This is a genomic window from Sphingomonas sp. OTU376, assembly GCF_038440415.1.
In the GTDB taxonomy this organism is placed as follows: domain Bacteria; phylum Pseudomonadota; class Alphaproteobacteria; order Sphingomonadales; family Sphingomonadaceae; genus Sphingomonas; species Sphingomonas kyeonggiensis_A.
In genome coordinates, this window is sequence record NZ_JASATQ010000008.1 from 1 (window position 1) to 14,867 (window position 14,867).

The 14,867-nt window shown below is 66.4% G+C and carries 15 protein-coding genes and 1 pseudogene; 8 read left to right on the forward strand and 8 right to left on the reverse strand.

Translation table 11 applies throughout. From position 1 onward, the window contains the following. Nucleotides 1-82: 82 nt before the first annotated feature. From AAHM44_RS24835 to AAHM44_RS05270, 3 genes and pseudogenes are all read right to left on the reverse strand, one after another. A complete protein-coding gene (locus AAHM44_RS24835; protein WP_446745959.1) occupies nucleotides 83-367 on the reverse strand; it encodes a methyl-accepting chemotaxis protein in 285 nt (94 codons plus the stop codon). Further along, nucleotides 344-730: pseudogene (locus tag AAHM44_RS24840) on the reverse strand (PAS domain-containing protein); the annotation flags it as partial. The gene AAHM44_RS24835 and the pseudogene AAHM44_RS24840, both read right to left, overlap by 24 nt. A 128-nt stretch (nucleotides 731-858) precedes the next feature. Continuing rightward, nucleotides 859-1,425, reverse strand: coding sequence for a hypothetical protein (locus AAHM44_RS05270; protein WP_269576421.1), 567 nt, complete (start codon nucleotides 1,423-1,425; stop codon nucleotides 859-861). Between the two features lie 146 nt (nucleotides 1,426-1,571). On the opposite strand from AAHM44_RS05270, the gene AAHM44_RS05275 reads away from it, so the two are divergent. Continuing rightward, nucleotides 1,572-3,161, forward strand: a complete 1,590-nt coding sequence (locus AAHM44_RS05275; RefSeq protein WP_342249284.1) for a phytoene desaturase family protein — start codon at nucleotides 1,572-1,574, stop codon at nucleotides 3,159-3,161. On the opposite strand, the gene AAHM44_RS05280 is transcribed toward AAHM44_RS05275, so the two are convergent. Together AAHM44_RS05280 and AAHM44_RS05285 are read right to left on the reverse strand one after the other, a co-directional pair. Beyond that, a complete protein-coding gene (locus tag AAHM44_RS05280; protein WP_342249285.1) occupies nucleotides 3,141-4,424 on the reverse strand; it encodes an APC family permease in 1,284 nt (427 codons plus the stop codon). The genes AAHM44_RS05275 and AAHM44_RS05280 overlap by 21 nt on opposite strands. Nucleotides 4,425-4,437: 13 nt before the next feature. Next, the gene (locus AAHM44_RS05285) at nucleotides 4,438-5,193 is read right to left on the reverse strand and encodes a competence/damage-inducible protein A (protein WP_342249286.1); all 756 of its coding nucleotides are present in this window, start codon (nucleotides 5,191-5,193) and stop codon (nucleotides 4,438-4,440) included. 83 nt (nucleotides 5,194-5,276) lie between these two features. Here AAHM44_RS05285 and map point away from each other — a divergent pair, with 83 nt between their 5' ends. Continuing rightward, nucleotides 5,277-6,101 (forward strand): type I methionyl aminopeptidase, encoded by an 825-nt coding sequence (gene map, locus AAHM44_RS05290; protein ID WP_269572599.1) that lies wholly within the window; start codon nucleotides 5,277-5,279, stop codon nucleotides 6,099-6,101. Nucleotides 6,102-6,145: 44 nt separating this feature from the next. On the opposite strand, the gene AAHM44_RS05295 is transcribed toward map, so the two are convergent. Beyond that, the gene (locus tag AAHM44_RS05295; protein WP_269572600.1) at nucleotides 6,146-7,081 is read right to left on the reverse strand and encodes a hypothetical protein; all 936 of its coding nucleotides are present in this window, start codon (nucleotides 7,079-7,081) and stop codon (nucleotides 6,146-6,148) included. Nucleotides 7,082-7,302: 221 nt separating this feature from the next. Here AAHM44_RS05295 and AAHM44_RS05300 point away from each other — a divergent pair, with 221 nt between their 5' ends. Further along, on the forward strand, nucleotides 7,303-7,905 hold the full coding sequence (locus AAHM44_RS05300; RefSeq protein WP_269572601.1) for a hypothetical protein: 603 nt from the start codon (nucleotides 7,303-7,305) through the stop codon (nucleotides 7,903-7,905). A 55-nt stretch (nucleotides 7,906-7,960) separates the two neighbouring features. Here AAHM44_RS05300 and AAHM44_RS05305 read toward each other — a convergent pair whose 3' ends face one another. After that, nucleotides 7,961-8,188 (reverse strand): hypothetical protein, encoded by a 228-nt coding sequence (locus AAHM44_RS05305; protein WP_269572602.1) that lies wholly within the window; start codon nucleotides 8,186-8,188, stop codon nucleotides 7,961-7,963. Nucleotides 8,189-8,452: 264 nt separating this feature from the next. Between AAHM44_RS05305 and AAHM44_RS05310 the strand changes: the two genes are divergently transcribed. The 5 genes from AAHM44_RS05310 (at nucleotide 8,453) to AAHM44_RS05330 (ending at nucleotide 12,239) form a co-directional block, all read left to right on the forward strand. Beyond that, nucleotides 8,453-8,791 (forward strand): P-II family nitrogen regulator, encoded by a 339-nt coding sequence (locus AAHM44_RS05310; RefSeq protein ID WP_086131131.1) that lies wholly within the window; start codon nucleotides 8,453-8,455, stop codon nucleotides 8,789-8,791. 93 nt (nucleotides 8,792-8,884) lie between these two features. Next, complete coding sequence (gene glnA, locus AAHM44_RS05315; protein ID WP_269572603.1) at nucleotides 8,885-10,297, forward strand: type I glutamate--ammonia ligase; 1,413 nt, start codon at nucleotides 8,885-8,887, stop codon at nucleotides 10,295-10,297. A gap of 167 nt (nucleotides 10,298-10,464) precedes the next feature. After that, nucleotides 10,465-10,950, forward strand: coding sequence for a hypothetical protein (locus AAHM44_RS05320; RefSeq protein ID WP_342249287.1), 486 nt, complete (start codon nucleotides 10,465-10,467; stop codon nucleotides 10,948-10,950). A 10-nt stretch (nucleotides 10,951-10,960) separates the two neighbouring features. Further along, on the forward strand, nucleotides 10,961-11,329 hold the full coding sequence (locus AAHM44_RS05325; RefSeq protein WP_342249288.1) for a hypothetical protein: 369 nt from the start codon (nucleotides 10,961-10,963) through the stop codon (nucleotides 11,327-11,329). 148 nt (nucleotides 11,330-11,477) lie between these two features. Next, a complete protein-coding gene (locus AAHM44_RS05330; RefSeq protein ID WP_184168901.1) occupies nucleotides 11,478-12,239 on the forward strand; it encodes an SPFH domain-containing protein in 762 nt (253 codons plus the stop codon). A 63-nt stretch (nucleotides 12,240-12,302) separates the two neighbouring features. On the opposite strand, the gene AAHM44_RS05335 is transcribed toward AAHM44_RS05330, so the two are convergent. Beyond that, nucleotides 12,303-14,777 (reverse strand): TonB-dependent receptor domain-containing protein, encoded by a 2,475-nt coding sequence (locus AAHM44_RS05335; RefSeq protein WP_269572606.1) that lies wholly within the window; start codon nucleotides 14,775-14,777, stop codon nucleotides 12,303-12,305. Nucleotides 14,778-14,867 lie beyond the last annotated feature (90 nt).

The following is a 14,867-nucleotide window of genomic DNA, read 5'->3' on the forward strand; positions in this document are numbered from 1 at the left end:
CGCCGCGGTAACCCCGCGGCCCCAACCCACCCCCAACCCCTCCCTTGCAGGGAGGGGAGCAAGAATGCTCAGACTTCCGCCCCTAAGCCGCCAGCGCGCGCGCTGCCATCATCCGCGTCGCCCGCTCGGTCGCCAGCCTGGTATCCCCCGCCAGCTTCTTCACTTCGCCCGCCACTACCGCGAAGCCGCGCCCGGCATCGCCGGCACGCGCCGCCTCGATCGTCGCGTTCAGCGCCAGCATGTTGGTCTGCGAGGCAATGTCGCTGATCGATCCGACGATCTCGGCCAGCTGCCCCATCGTCTCCTCGAGCGCCTGTTTCTGCTCGCCCAGCGCATCGCGCAGCGCCACCTGGTCGGTGATGTCCATCGCGAACTTCACGATCCGTTCGGGCCATCCGCGCGCGTCGAGAATGGGGTTGTAGGTCGCCTGCAGCCACACCGCGCTGCCATCCTTGGCGAGCCGCGGATAGACGCCGGAATCATAATGGCCGTTGCCGAGCTTGGCCCAGAAATCGGCATAGGCCTGCGAGCCGAGGATATCGGGCGCGCAGAAGATCCGGTGGTGCCGCCCGGCGATCTCCGGCAGCGTATAGCCCAGGGTCGCAAGGAACCGGTCGTTGGCCCACAGGATATTGCCCCGCAGGTCGAATTCGATGATCGCCTGCGAGCGCGAGATCGCCGCCCAGGCGGCCACCGCACGGCTCTGATCGGAAGAAAGAGATTGCACCATTGGCAATTCGGCTAGGGGCCGAAGGGCTAATTTTGGGTAACCAATTGCCCGGGGTTTCGCCAAAATGGGTGACTTGCAAACTTTGAAATATAGACGATCCGGTCGTCCGGGCGGGTTTCCGCGTACATTTATCCCGTGGACCGGCTCGCCCCCTTCGCCGCAGCGTGGAAGAACAGCGCCGAGATCAGCCAAAGCGCCGCGAACACCCCGCCGAACACCATCGCCTTGAACGGCCCGTCCGCCACGCGCGCGGTGTCGGGCGCAGTCGAGATCGCCAGCCCGAGCAGCGCCTGCATCACCGCCACGCCCAGCATCGCCCGCGCCATGCCGGCCGGGCGGAACCAGGCGGCAAAGGCGCCCACGCCTGCGGCCATCACCACCAGGAAATAGCCGATCCCCGTCCCGTCATCGCGGACAAACACCGCCCACACGCTCAGGAACGACGCAATCAGCGCGACGGCGGCACCGGCGCGATAGGCCCGGCTCGCGCTCGCCCGCTCGGCCAGTTCGTAGAGCAGCCCGACCCCGCCGATCATGATACCCGCCATCACGAAGCTGCCCGCTTCCCAATGCCATTCGTCGCTGATCTGCATCATCACCAGCGGCGTCAGCAACAGCGCCACCGCCACGCTCCAGCGGGCGATCCGCCAGCCATTCCAGGGGCCGGCACCGGCCAATTCCCGCGATCCCGTCATCTGCCTGCCTTCCACAATCCATCCTGCCCGCATCATGGCACGGATCGCCTGCGCCGTTGTGCAGAAGCCAAGGAGAAAGCGAGGATAGCCGGCTTGCGGCGTGTCCGCTTTCGCCGTCTACTGCGTCCGGAAGGGGATAGGCCGGCATGACCAGCAGATACGACGCGCTCATCATCGGCGGCGGCCATAACGGTCTGGTCTGCGCCTTCTACCTCGCCCGCGCCGGCCTCAAGGTCCGGGTGCTCGAGCGGCGCCACATCGTCGGCGGCGCGGCGGTGACCGAGGAATTCCACCCAGGCTTCCGCAATTCCACCGCCAGCTACACGGTCAGCCTGCTTCGCCCCAAGGTGATCGCGGACATGAAGCTCCACGCCCGGGGCTGGCGCGTGATCGAGCGACAGATCTCCAACTTCCTGCCGCATGACGGCGGCTATCTGAAGCTGGGCGGCGGCTTTGAGCGCACCCGCGCCGAATTCGCCCGCTTTTCCGCGAAGGATGCCGAGGCCTTTCCGCGCTACGAGGAAGCGCTGGAGCGCGTCGCCGAAGTGCTGCGCGACATGGCGCTCAAGACTCCGCCCAATGCCGGCGGCGGCATCCGCGCCCTGCTCGCCGCCGCCGCGCAGGGCCGCAAGCTCGCCGGCATGTCGCTGGAGGCCCAGCGCGACACGATGGACCTGTTCGTCAAGTCGGCGCGCGACTTCCTCGATAGCTGGTTCGAGAACGACTATATCAAGGCTGCGTTCGGCTTCGACGCGGTGGTCGGCAACTATGCCAGCCCCGACACGCCGGGCAGCGCCTATGTGCTGCTCCACCACGTCTTCGGCGAAGTGAACGGCAAGAAGGGCGCCTGGGGCCATTCGGTCGGCGGCATGGGCGCGATCACCCGGCTGATGGCGGAGGCGTGCGCCGAGGCCGGGGTCGAGATCAGCGTGGAAGCGCCGGTCGCGAAGCTGCTGGTGGATGGGGGCAAGGTCGCCGGCGTCCGGCTGGAGAGCGGCGAAGAGATCGCGGCCGGGGTGGTCGCCGCGAATGTCGGCCCGGCCCTGCTCTATCGCCAGCTCGTCGACCGCGCCGACATGCCCGCCGACTTCGCTCGCCGCATCGACCACTACAAGGCCGGCTCGGGCACCTTCCGGATGAACGTCGCGCTCTCCGAGCTGCCCGACTTCACCGTGCTTCCCGGCACCGGGGAGCATCACACCGCCGGCATCATGATCTGCCCGACGCTCGATTACATGGACCGCGCCTATACCAGCGCGAAGGCCAACGGCATGTCCGAAGAACCCATCGTCGAGATGACGATCCCAAGCACGGTGGACGACAGCCTTGCGCCGCCGGGCTGCCATGTCGCGGCGCTGTTCTGCCAGCAATTCGCCCCCGGCCTCGACTGGGACGCGCGCCGGGAAGACGCCGCCGACCGGATCATCGACACGGTCACCGCGCATGCTCCGAACTTCAAGGCATCGGTGATCGCGCGCCAGCTCCACTCCCCGCTCGATCTCGAACGCAAGTTCGGCCTGATCGGCGGGGACATCATGCACGGGCACATGTCGCTCGATCAGCTCTGGGCCGCGCGGCCGGTGCTGGGGCATGGCGATTATCGCGGACCTATCAGCGGCCTCTACATGTGCGGCGCCGGCACCCATCCCGGCGGCGGCGTCACCGGCGCGCCGGGGCACAATGCCGCGCACGAAATCCTGCGCGATCGCAGCCTGCTAGGCCGGCTGTTCGGCTGATCCCCGCCGCAACGCGAGGAAATAGAGCGGCACCGCCGTCAGCATCAGTCCGATGCTGAGCAGCACCGCCTCCAGCCCGGATCCCCACAGCACCCACAGCGCGAAGCCGAGCCCCAGCACCGCCACCGGCCGCGCCACATCCAGCCGGATCGCCGCCAGGCAGCCCCCGACATAGAGCCACAGCGTCGCCGCGGTGGTCAGCCGCAGCATGAAGTCGAGCAGGCCACCGGTGGAGCGGGTGGCATTGCTCAGCACCAGCAGCGAGGCCAGCGTGCTCGCCGCCAGCAGCACGCCCACCGGCACGTCGCGCTTGTTGGTCACGGCCACCCAGCGCGGCAGCAGTCCCGCCCGGCTCATTCCCAGCGGCACTTCTCCCTGCAGCAGCACCCAGCCGTTCAGGCAGCCGATCGCCGCCACCGCCGCGAACCCCGCCACTGCATAGCCTGCGGCGGCACCGCCATAATGCGCGACGAACAGCGCTATCGGCGCCTGGGCTTCGGCCACCGCCGCCACCCGCATGGCGAAGATGATGCCCGAGCAGATGACAAGGTAGAGCAGTGCCGTCAGCGCCAGCCCGGCCAGGGTCGCGCGCACCACGTTGCGCGCCGGATCGCGCACCCGCTCGGCGGCGACACTCGCCCCCTCGAAGCCGACCAGCGCGAAGAATGCCAGGGTAATTGCGGGCGTCAGCTGGCCCGCCGCGAAGGGCGCATGCGCCTCCGTGCCGAACTGCCTGCCGCCGGACAGCGCCAGCCCGGCAAGGATCGCCACGACGGCGATGAGGGGCAGCAGCTTGAGCGCGGTCGTCACCAGCTGGAAGTTTCCCGCCGCCCTGGCGCCCTGCAGGTTGAGCGCGGTGAGCAGCCAGATCAGCGCCACCGCCCAGAGCGCGCTCGACAGCGCGGTCGCGGTCATCGCCGGCCAGAATACGCCGAGATAGCGTATGGCGGTGAGCGCGATCACCGCATTGGCGCACCACACGCCCACCCAATAGGCCCAGCCGACGAGCACGCCAGGCAGCGGCCCCAGCGCGCGCGCGCAGATCGCCACCGCGCCGGGTTCCTCGGGCATCGCCCTGGCCAGCGCGGCGAGCACGGTAGCGAGCAATGCGGCAGCGGCGATCGCGCAGACCCAGGCCGCAACCCCGGTCCAGCCGAACGGGGCGAGCTGGGCGGGCAGCACGAAGATCCCCGATCCGATCATCCCGCCGACGACGAGCGCCGCCGCCGTCCAGAAGCCGAATGGTCGCTTGCCTTCGCCCATATGCCCGTCCCCCTCAGATGCCGCCGTCGACTGCCTCCAGCCCCTTGGCGGCCAGCCCCGCGATCAGGTCTTCCGCACAGGCATCGAGCACCCCCTGCTCGGTCGCCCGCACCACGAAATTCGCGCCGATCCTGCCGTCGCGGAAAAAGGGATAGCTGCCGATCGCCACGCCTTCATGCGCGCGTTCGGTAGCGGCCAGCATGTCGGCGATCTCGCTTTCCGCCGCCCAGGATCCGATCGTCCGCGACAGCACCGGGCGCCCGCCCTCCAGCGTGCCGGTCAGCGCGTCGAGCATGCCCGCGGTGATATGCGGCACGCCGGCCAGGATGAAGAGGTTGCCCACCCGGATGCCCGGCGCGCCGGACATGCGATTGGGGATCAGCTCGGCGCCCTCGGGCACCCGCGCCATGCGCAGCCGCGCATCGGTGATGCCGCCGCGCGTCTCGTAATAGCGCTCCAGCACCGCCCGCGCCTCGGGATGGATCACCACGCCGACGCCCAGGGCCACGGCAATCGCGTCGACGGTGATGTCATCATGCGTCGGCCCGATGCCGCCGGTGGTGAAGCAATAATCGTAGCGCTCGCGCAGCGCGTTCACGGCCTCGACGATGCGTTCCTGCACGTCCGGCACCACCCGCACCTCAGCCAGGCGGATGCCCTGCACGTTCAGCCAGGTCGCGATCTGGGCAATGTTCTTGTCCTGCGTGCGGCCCGAGAGAATCTCGTCGCCGATCACCACCAGCCCAGCCGTCCAGATGCGCTCTCCCATGGCACCGGCATAGCCGCATGCGGTGCCCGCGCCTAGCGTTTCTGCCTCTCGAAAAACCCGGCCGATCGGCCTATATGGCCCCGATGACCGAATATGTGACCGTTACTGCCGACATGCCGCAGGCCCGCGATGGCGCGATCAAGCTCCATGGCCCGGCGGGCTTCGAGGGCATGCGCCGCGCCGGCCGCCTCGGCGCCGAGATCCTCGATGCACTCGTCCCGCATGTCGTGCCCGGCGTCACCACCGCCGAGCTCGACGACATCGTCCGCCAGATGACGATCGCCGCCGGCGGCGTGCCCGCCACGCTCGGCTATCGCGGCTACACGCACAGCTGCTGCATCTCGAGCAACCATGTCGTCTGCCACGGCATCCCCAGCGAGAAGGCGCTCAAGGACGGCGACATCGTCAATATCGACGTGACGCCGATGCTGGACGGCTGGCACGGCGACACCAGCCGCATGTTCCTGGTCGGCGATGTCGGGATCAAGGCGCGCCGCCTGGTCGATGTGACCTATGAGTGCCTGATGCTCGGCCTCGAGCAGGCCAAGCCCGGCAATCATCTCGGCGACATCAGCCACGCGATCCAGCGCCATGCCGAGAAGCATCGCTACGGCGTCGTCCGCGATTTCTGCGGCCATGGCCTTGGCCAGGTCTTCCACGACGCGCCCGAGGTCGTCCATGTCGGCCGCCCCGGCACCGGTCCTGAACTGCGCCCCGGCATGTTCTTCACGGTCGAGCCGATGATCAATATCGGCCGCGCCGACGTGAAGCTGCTCGACGACGGCTGGACGGCGGTCACCCGCGACCGTTCGCTCTCGGCCCAGTTCGAGCATTCGATCGGCATCACCGAAACCGGCTGCGAGATCTTCACGAAGAGCCCCAAGGGCCTCGACCACCCGCCCTATTGAAGCGCGGGGAATGAGGGGCGGTCCGCACCGCCCCTCCCCTCATCTCACGACTTGTAGGGCCGGCCCGACTGGATCAGCCTCTGGCGGTTGGTGTTGCCCGGCACCGCAATGTGCGTCGCCGGGTCATATTCCCGGCCCGCGGCGGGGCTGCCCTGCGGCACCCAGATCTCGACGATCGTGTTGGTGTAGCTCTGCGGCAGGTAGCGGATGAAATAGCCGTCCGGGTGCTTGCTCCAGCGCCCGCTCGGCACGTCCTCGCTGCCCTCGCCCACGCCGGCCGCGCCGGCGAGCACCGCCACCCGCTCAAGATCGGCATAGCTGCCGCCCGAAGCCAGCATCCGCCGCAGGTCCGCCTCGGCGCGCAGCGCCTGGCGCACGCCGCTCGGCAGATTGTCGGCGATCGGCCCCTGGTTGAGCAGGTCGAGCGCGCTGCGGTTGAGCGAGGCGAGCTGGCGCGGAGTGAGCAGCTGTGCCGCCACCGCCTTGTGCTCGGTCGACAGATCCTCGAACTTCGCCCGCGCGATGATCGCCCAGAGCAAAGTCTGGATGATGTGCTGGTCGATCTCGGGATGGCTCACCGAATTGCGCACGATCGCCAGCACCACATCCTCGGCCGGTCCCTTGGGCGGCGCGTAAAGATAGCCGTCACCCCCGCCCGGACCGTGGGTGCCGGCCTTCAGGCAATAGCTCTGGTCGTGGAAGCTGTAATAGCCTGGCTGCAGCACGAACCCGCCGGCCGCCGTGCGCTGCAACTGCGAAAGCGGCTTCTTGGGCTCACGCGGCACGAAGCCGTCCTGGCTCGGATCGCCCCATTTCGCGTCCGGCAGGCTCGTCGTGATCGGCTCCTTCTGCAGGCTCGGCATGCTCACGCCGGCCTTCTTCACCAGCTTGCCGATGCTGCCGAACTGCGCCTGTGCCGGCGCCACGGAAAAGAGAAGTCCGGCCGCAACGGCCGCACCGAACATCATGCGGAGGTTCATGATCGGTTTTTCCTGCCCTGTTTCAAGGAAAGCGACCGCCCCTTTGGGGTCGCAGGACCGAATACCGGTTCGAACCGAAGCGGACCAGTCCTCACGCCCGCTTTTCTTTCGCAACTGCGGGGTAACCATCTAACCGCATGGAACGCGGACCAAATATTGTTTGACCTTTGCAACGACCCGCGCAACCAATTGGGGGCAATTCTTTGCACTGGGGGGGAATCATGAATATCGTTATTGGGATGATGCTGCTCGTGTCCGGCACGCAGGATGCGCCGCAGAGCGCACCGCAGACCACGCCTGCGGTGGTTACCGCCACGCCGGGGGGCTCGGCACCGATCGTCGCACGCCCGATCGAAACCGCCATCGCCGGCTCCACGGCCACGCTGGCCCCGAACACCGAAGTCACCGTCAGCATGAATGCCGAGCTGAACTCGAAGAAGTTCAAGAAGGAAGGCCACAAGTTCGACCTGAGCGTCGCGAACAATGTGATGATCGGCGACTTTGTGGTGATCCCGAAGGGCACGCCGGCCTTTGGCATCGTCACCTATCGCACCGGCAAGGGTGCGTTCGGCAAGTCGGCCAAGATGGAGTTCGACATCACTCATATCGAGCTCAACGGCAATCGCATCCCGCTCAAGGGCCATTTCCGCCAGGAGGGCCAGGGCAATACCGGCGCCGCGGTCGGTGCGGCGGTGGCGGTCGGCGTGTTCGGCGCCTTCGTCACCGGCAAGAGCGCGATCGTCGAGCAGGGCCGCGAGTACAAGGTGTTCACCACCGAGCCGCTCAACGTCCAGATCCCGGGCGGCGGCCCCGCCACCCGCTGATCCTGCCTTTTCAGGTTACGAGACGCCCCTGGAAGCCCGCGCTTCCGGGGGCGTTTCAATGCGGCAGCCTGCCCCAGCCTTCGAGCTGCTCCTCGGCGCCGGCCGCGTCCAGGTCACCCGCCTCGCTGTGAATCCAGCAGCATTTGCGCGCTTCGGGGTCGAGCGCGAGCAGGCCCTGCGCCATGATGACCAGCGGCCCTCGGGCGACGATCACGTCGCCACCCGGCACATCGCTTCCCCGCCGATGCAACTCGGCGGGCAGGTTCATCGGCATTGTCTGCATTTGGGTCACACCCCGGTACGCTCAAGCAGCGTACAACCCGCGACCAGCCTTGACGGTTCCCAAAAAGACCTGCCGGTCGCCCCGTTTCAGCCTCGCACCGAGCTGCTGCCCCCAAATCCGGCACCACGGGCCCCGCTGCTCAATTGATAGGCACTTGTTAAAGCTTTGCCCGGCGTGCATCCGAGGGAGCAAGCCGAGTCCCGCACTGGCACGAACCTTGCCAGACGCGCGGACAGGCAAGCCTCATGTGCCTCGGGGGAAACCGTGAAAAAGATCGAAGCGATCATCAAGCCGTTCAAGCTCGACGAAGTGAAGGAAGCGCTGCACGAAGTGGGCGTTTCCGGCATCACCGTCACCGAAGCCAAGGGCTTCGGCCGTCAGAAGGGCCATACCGAGCTCTATCGCGGCGCAGAATATGTCGTGGACTTCCTTCCCAAGGTGAAGCTCGAGGTCGTCGTGGAGGACTCGCTTGCCGATCGCGTGGTCGAGGCGGTTGCCGCCGCGGCGCAGACCGGCCGGATCGGCGACGGCAAGATCTTCGTGATCCCGGTGGAGACCGCGCTGCGCATCCGCACCGGCGAGCGCAACGAAAACGCGATTTGACGCGGCGCAACATAGCGTCGATGTAACACCCCTCTGGGGCAAGATTCTTTCCCGATTCGTCGGGTCAACGAAAGAGAGCGAAAGGGTTCAACAATGGCGAATTCGGCCAGCGACGTTCTGAAGATGGTGAAGGACAACGAGATCGAGTGGATCGATCTTCGTTTCACCGATCCCAAGGGCAAGTGGCAGCACCTCACCATGGTCGCCAAGGTGATCGGCGAGGACGAGCTGACCGACGGCCTGATGTTCGACGGTTCGTCGATCGAGGGCTGGAAGGCGATCAACGAGTCGGACATGATCCTGAAGCCGGATCTGGACGCCGTCTGGATCGATCCGTTCTCGGCCACCCCGATGCTGATCCTGGTCTGCGACATCGTCGAGCCCTCGACCGGCGAGCTCTATGCCCGTGACCCGCGCTCGACCGCGAAGCGCTCCGAGGCCTATCTCAAGTCGCTCGGCATCGGCGACACCGTCTATGTCGGTCCGGAAGCCGAGTTCTTCATGTTCGACGACGTGCGCTTCGAGAACAGCTACTCGACCTCGTACTACGCGATCGACGACATCGAGCTGCCGGGCAATTCGGGCAAGGAATATGAGGCCGGCAACCTCGGCCACCGTCCGCGCGCCAAGGGCGGCTACTTCCCGGTCGCGCCGGTCGACTCGGCCGTCGACATCCGCGGCGAGATGGTCGCCACCATGCTCGAAATGGGCCTGCCCTGCGACAAGCACCACCACGAAGTCGCCGCGGCGCAGCATGAGCTCGGCCTGACCTATGGCACGCTCGTCCAGACTGCCGACCGCATGCAGATCTACAAGTATGTCGTGCACCAGGTCGCCAACGCCTATGGCAAGACCGCGACCTTCATGCCGAAGCCGATCAAGGAAGATAACGGCTCGGGCATGCACACCCATATCTCGATCTGGGAAAAGGGTGCCAACACCTTCGCGGGCAACGGCTATGCCGGCCTGTCCGACGCGTGCCTCTACTTCATCGGCGGCGTCATCAAGCACGCCAAGGCGCTCAACGCCTTCACCAATCCGTCGACCAACAGCTACAAGCGCCTGGTCCCGGGCTATGAAGCTCCCGTGTTGCTCGCCTATTCGTCGCGCAACCGCTCGGCTTCGTGCCGCATCCCGTACGGTGCGGGCACCAAGGCGAAGCGCGTCGAGTTCCGCTTCCCGGATGCGCTGGCCAATCCGTATCTCTGCTACGCGGCGCTGCTGATGGCCGGCCTCGACGGCATCCAGAACAAGATCCACCCGGGCGACCCGATGGACAAGAACCTGTACGACCTGCCGCCGGCAGAGCTCGAGCAGGTCCCGACCGTCTGCGGTTCGCTCCGCGAAGCGCTGGACAGCCTGGAAGCCGATCAGGACTTCCTGCTCAAGGGCGACGTGTTCACCAAGGACCAGATCGCGGCGTATATCGACATCAAGCGCGGCGAAGTCGCTCGCTGGGAGATGACCCCGTCGCCGGTCGAGTACGACATGTACTATTCGGCCTGATCCCTACGGACAGACCAGAAGCGAAGCGCCCGGGCCGGAAGGTCCGGGCGTTTTCGTATCCGCTCGCCGCCGATTGCACGGAATTGGCCAAATAACCGCTTCCCCCGGCAGCACGCCTGTGATGAATCGAGGCATCCTTGGGGGTGGGCATGATGGTTCCGGCAATCTTGAAGCGCACTGTCCTGCTATGGGCCTTCGTGCTCGCGGCCTGCACGGTTCAGCTGGCACCCGCCTATGATCCGGCGCTGGTCCAGGGACTCGACCAGACCAACACCCAGGTGCTCACGCTCTTCGCCGAGCTGGAAACCGGCTCGCCGGCCTCGGAATTCCCCACTTATGCGCCGCGCTATGCCGCGCTGATCGGCCAGTTCGAATCCCTCCGCCAGCAGGCGATGACCCGTCAGATCCCGCCGCTCGCCAGGCGGCTTTCCGGGCTCAAACTCGTCGAGAAGCTCTGCAAGAGCGAAACCGATCCCACCGCCTGCGTGAACACTTCGCCGGCCAGCCTGGCGCAGATCCTGAGCACCTTCCGCCGGATGCGGGACACCCATAAGAGCGCCGGTCTCCAGCCCGATATCGTCGTCCTGTTCCGCGGCAACTATGATCCGGCGATCGCCCAGGCGCTCACCGTCGAGAACGCCTTGAAGCGCTAAGGGGGAAGCCATGAATAGTCAGGACATTCTGGGCAACATGGTCGCCGCGCTGAAGGGCGAACTGGGCCAGGGCTACTCGGTGATCAGCAATTTCGTGCAGAGTCAGGGCAATCTGCTTGCCAGGCAGGCCGAGAACATCGCCACCTCGCGCGCGACCGGATCGCTCAAGAACGACGACGAGCTCTTCGCGTTCTTCCTCCAGGGCCTTCAGCAGAATGCCGAGAACGCCGCGAAGTCGGTCGTCATGCTGTCGGCGCTGACGATCGAGCAGGCGTGGAACGCGATCGCCGGTGCGCTCTGGGGCGGTGTCCGCGCGATCCTGACCGGTGCCGGATTCCCCGCCAATCGCCTGCCGGAAACGCCGCCGATCAATCTCTGATCCACCGGCAGGCCGCAACGGCAACATGCATTTCCTGCAACCGCAAATCCGCGTGACGCTGCTTGGTTCGTCTTCGCAACGAGCGTAAATACTGCCTGCGGCAATCGCCGCACCTCGCCGCGTGCAAGCGGCATCGAAGGCATTCGAAATGCTCCCGACATCGCTGGTAATTCTCGCCCCGATCGGGGTGATCGTGCTTGCGTTTGCGTTGAATTCTTTCGGCATCAACCAGGAATATGAGCGCGGCGTCGTCTTCCGCCTCGGCCGGCTCCACGAGACCAAGGGGCCGGGCTGGTTCTGGCGCATCCCGCTGGCCGACCGCATCGTGAAGGTCGACCTGCGCACCCTCACCTGGGCGCTCGACACGCAGGAGACCGTCACCCGCGACGGCGTCGCGGTGCGCGTCAACGCGGTGCTCTGGTTCCGCGCAGCGCAGGCCGAACGCGTCGTCACCACCGTCGCCGACTGGCGCAGCGCCGTGATCCAGGCCGCCGAGACCGCGATGCGCGACGCGATCGGCCAGAGCGACCTCGACCGGATGCTCAAGGACCGCACCGCGATCAACCAGCGCCTGCTCGAGCTGCTCGCCCAGACCTGCGAGCGCTGGGGCGTCGCGATCGACGCGGTCGAGATCAAGGACCTCGACATCCCCTCCCAGATGCAGCGCGCGATCGCCAAGGAAGCCGAGGCGATCCGCGAGAAGCGCGCCCGCATCATCAAGGCCGAGGGCGAACAGGAAGCCGCCCGCACCCTCGCCGATGCCGCGAACGTCATCGCCGCCAGCCCGGGCGCGCTCGAGCTGCGCCGGCTGCAGACGCTCACCGAGATCGGCGTCGAGCATAATTCTACGATCGTCGCGATGTTCCCCACCGAACTGCTCGAGGCGGCGCGCAAGCTCGGCGCCGCCTGATCCGCCCGGCATGCAAAAAGGGGCGCCCGGTCTCCCGAGCGCCCCTCCCCCATGCGCCGCGCCTCAGAAGTCGTAGCGCAGCGAACCCGAGATCGTCCGCCCGTTGATCGCGCGGCCCGAGCCGATGCCGTTGGCCGGCACGGTGCTCTGCGAGATCTCGAAGAAGCCGATCTTGTCGAACAGGTTGTTCGCGTTGAGCATCAGCTGGACCCGCGGCAGCGGGCGCACCTGCAGGAACGCGTTGACCACGGTGAAGCCCGGCATCCGCAGCAGGTTGCTGTCCTGCGCATAGCTGCTGGTCAGGCCCACCACGTTCGCACCGACGGTGAAGTGCTTCGTCTCGAACTGCGGCGTCGCCTCGAAGGTCCAGGCCGGCTGGTGACGCGGTTCCTTGCCGGTCAGCGTCGAGTCGAGCTTGTCCTCGGTGATCTTCGCCTTGGTATAGGTCGCGCCCGCGGTGATGCTGAACGCACCCCGGCGGAAGCCGCCTTCCATCTCCAGGCCATAGGCCCGGTAGCTGCGGATGGTCTGGTTGGCCGAGCCGTTGAGCACATTGTGATCATCGGCATGCGCGAGGAATGCGGTGGCGTTGAAATTGGCGCCGCCCTTGCGGAACTTGAAGCCGCCTTCCAGCTGGCGAACCGCGTCATATTTGTCGCTGTCATTCGCTACACTGCCATCGGTCGTGCTCACCACCGGGGTGAACAGGATCTTGTCGGCATTGGCGCGGCCGCCCTTGCTGTAGCGGGCGAACAGCGAGAAGGGCTCGGCGACGCGGTAGTTGATGCCGGCCGAATAGCTCAGATAGCCATAGTCATAGTTCACCGGTGCGGGCTGGCTGAGCGGCAGCCAGGCGACGCTGCGCTCGGGCACGCTCAGCGTGCCGTCGCCATTGACGTCGTACGAGATCAGCCCGGTGCCGCGCCCGCCCAGATCGGCGCCGTAGAGGGATCCACGCACCTTGCCGATGTCGTAGCGCAGGCTGCCGCCGATCGCGACCTTGCCGACATGATAGTTCACCGAGCCATAGGGTGCGGTCACATCATACTTCACGTCGAAGATGCGGCGGAACTTGCTGCTGCGGCCCCGGCCATAGGCGTAGAAGCCGTCCTGGGTCTGCGCCACGCCGGCGGCGTTGAAGATGTTGACCATCGCGGTCTCGCCATTGCCGGCGACATCGACGTCGATCGCCGAGTGGAGCCACTCGGAATTGAGCGTCTGGATCGCCTTGTAGACGCCGGCGGTCATCGTCAGCTTGCCCTTGCCGACGCCCCAGACGCGGGTGGCACGCAGGTCGTTGGTGAAGTTGTCGAGCGAGCGGGCGCGGGTCTCGGCCATGTAATAGAGCGCGAGCAGGCCGTTGCCATTGGCGTTGGCCGGGACCAGCTGACCGGCCTTGGGGCCGGTGGCATAGCGCGCGGTCGCGCCGGCGCCGCCCTGCGATACGGCGAAGTTCGCCACCGTGTCCGCGCTATTGGCGAAGACGCGCAGGAAGTCGCCCGAGTTCTTCGAGAAGCGCGCCTTCTCGCTGATCGTCCAGCCGCCGAAGTCGAACTGGGCCTCGAGCCCGATCGACTTGGACTTGGGATGCATGCCGTCCTTCACCGGGAAGCGGTGCAGCTGGTTCTTGCCGTCCAGCGTCGTCACCGGGCTGATGTTCGGCGAGAGCACCGAGTCGCTGCGAATGTCGAAATTCGCCAGGTTGGCGATCACCGGATCGGCATCGGTGCCGGTCAGCTTGAAATAATAGGGTGCGAAGGTCGGCGAGCGATCGTCGAGATATTTCGCGTTCAGCCGGATATAGCCGTTGCTGAACTGGCGGGTGACGTTGAGCTTGATCTGGCCGCCGCGATAGCCGGTGAAGCCGATCTCACGCGGGCCCTCGCCCCAGCGATAGAAGCCGCCGACATGGAAGCGGAGATTCTCGCTGAGCTTCGCGCCATAGTCCGCATCGATGCGGTTCTCGCCATAGTCGAGCCCGCGGGTGACCTGCACCGCGCCGCCCGGCTGATCGCCGGTCTTCGAGATCAGGTTGATCAGGCCGCCCGGCGAGTCCGAGGCGAAGGTCGAGGCCGAGCCGCCGCGGATCGATTCCACCGCCGCCAGGTTGAAGTCCGCGCGCAGGAACACGTCGCCGCCGAAGTTGAAGAAGTCGCCGAACTCGAGCGCCGGCAGGCCGTCTTCCTGCAGCTGCATGTACTTGGAGCCGCCAGCCGCAAGCGGCAGGCCGCGCACGGTGTAGTTGGCATTGCCCTCGCCGATCGCGGATTCGACGCGCAGGCCGGGCATGGTGCGCAGGATATCGCCAAGCGGACGCGGCCCGAGCTTCTCGATCTCGCTCGCCTTGAGCGCGCTGGTCGAGGTCGCGCTGTCGAGCCGGTCACGCCCCTTGGCGACACCGGTCGAGAACACATCCTGCGTCGCAGGCTTGGCCGGCTTGGCCGCGTCGGTTTCCTTCGGCGCGGTCTCGGTCTGCGCCAGCGCAGGCGTAGCAGCACAGCTCGCCGCGAAGGCAAGCAACAGGTAACGTAATTTCACTTCGGCCCCTTCCCCATTAAATGCGCAATTCTTGTAATTTTGACTTTATAGAACCGATCCGGGACGAAGCTTCGTTCGGGGACATTTTTC

Excerpts from the sequence above, each read along its gene's own strand:
- AAHM44_RS24835 (WP_446745959.1), bottom strand. The coding sequence starts at position 367 with ATGGACATCACCGACCAGGTGGCGCTGCGCGATGCGCTGGGCGAGCAG.
- AAHM44_RS05270 (WP_269576421.1), bottom strand. The coding sequence starts at position 1,425 with ATGACGGGATCGCGGGAATTGGCCGGTGCCGGCCCCTGGAATGGCTGG.
- AAHM44_RS05275 (WP_342249284.1), top strand. The coding sequence starts at position 1,572 with ATGACCAGCAGATACGACGCGCTCATCATCGGCGGCGGCCATAACGGT.
- AAHM44_RS05280 (WP_342249285.1), bottom strand. The coding sequence starts at position 4,424 with ATGGGCGAAGGCAAGCGACCATTCGGCTTCTGGACGGCGGCGGCGCTC.
- AAHM44_RS05285 (WP_342249286.1), bottom strand. The coding sequence starts at position 5,193 with ATGGGAGAGCGCATCTGGACGGCTGGGCTGGTGGTGATCGGCGACGAG.
- map (WP_269572599.1), top strand. The coding sequence starts at position 5,277 with ATGACCGAATATGTGACCGTTACTGCCGACATGCCGCAGGCCCGCGAT.
- AAHM44_RS05295 (WP_269572600.1), bottom strand. The coding sequence starts at position 7,081 with ATGAACCTCCGCATGATGTTCGGTGCGGCCGTTGCGGCCGGACTTCTC.
- AAHM44_RS05300 (WP_269572601.1), top strand. The coding sequence starts at position 7,303 with ATGAATATCGTTATTGGGATGATGCTGCTCGTGTCCGGCACGCAGGAT.
- AAHM44_RS05305 (WP_269572602.1), bottom strand. The coding sequence starts at position 8,188 with ATGCAGACAATGCCGATGAACCTGCCCGCCGAGTTGCATCGGCGGGGA.
- glnA (WP_269572603.1), top strand. The coding sequence starts at position 8,885 with ATGGCGAATTCGGCCAGCGACGTTCTGAAGATGGTGAAGGACAACGAG.
- AAHM44_RS05325 (WP_342249288.1), top strand. The coding sequence starts at position 10,961 with ATGAATAGTCAGGACATTCTGGGCAACATGGTCGCCGCGCTGAAGGGC.
- AAHM44_RS05330 (WP_184168901.1), top strand. The coding sequence starts at position 11,478 with ATGCTCCCGACATCGCTGGTAATTCTCGCCCCGATCGGGGTGATCGTG.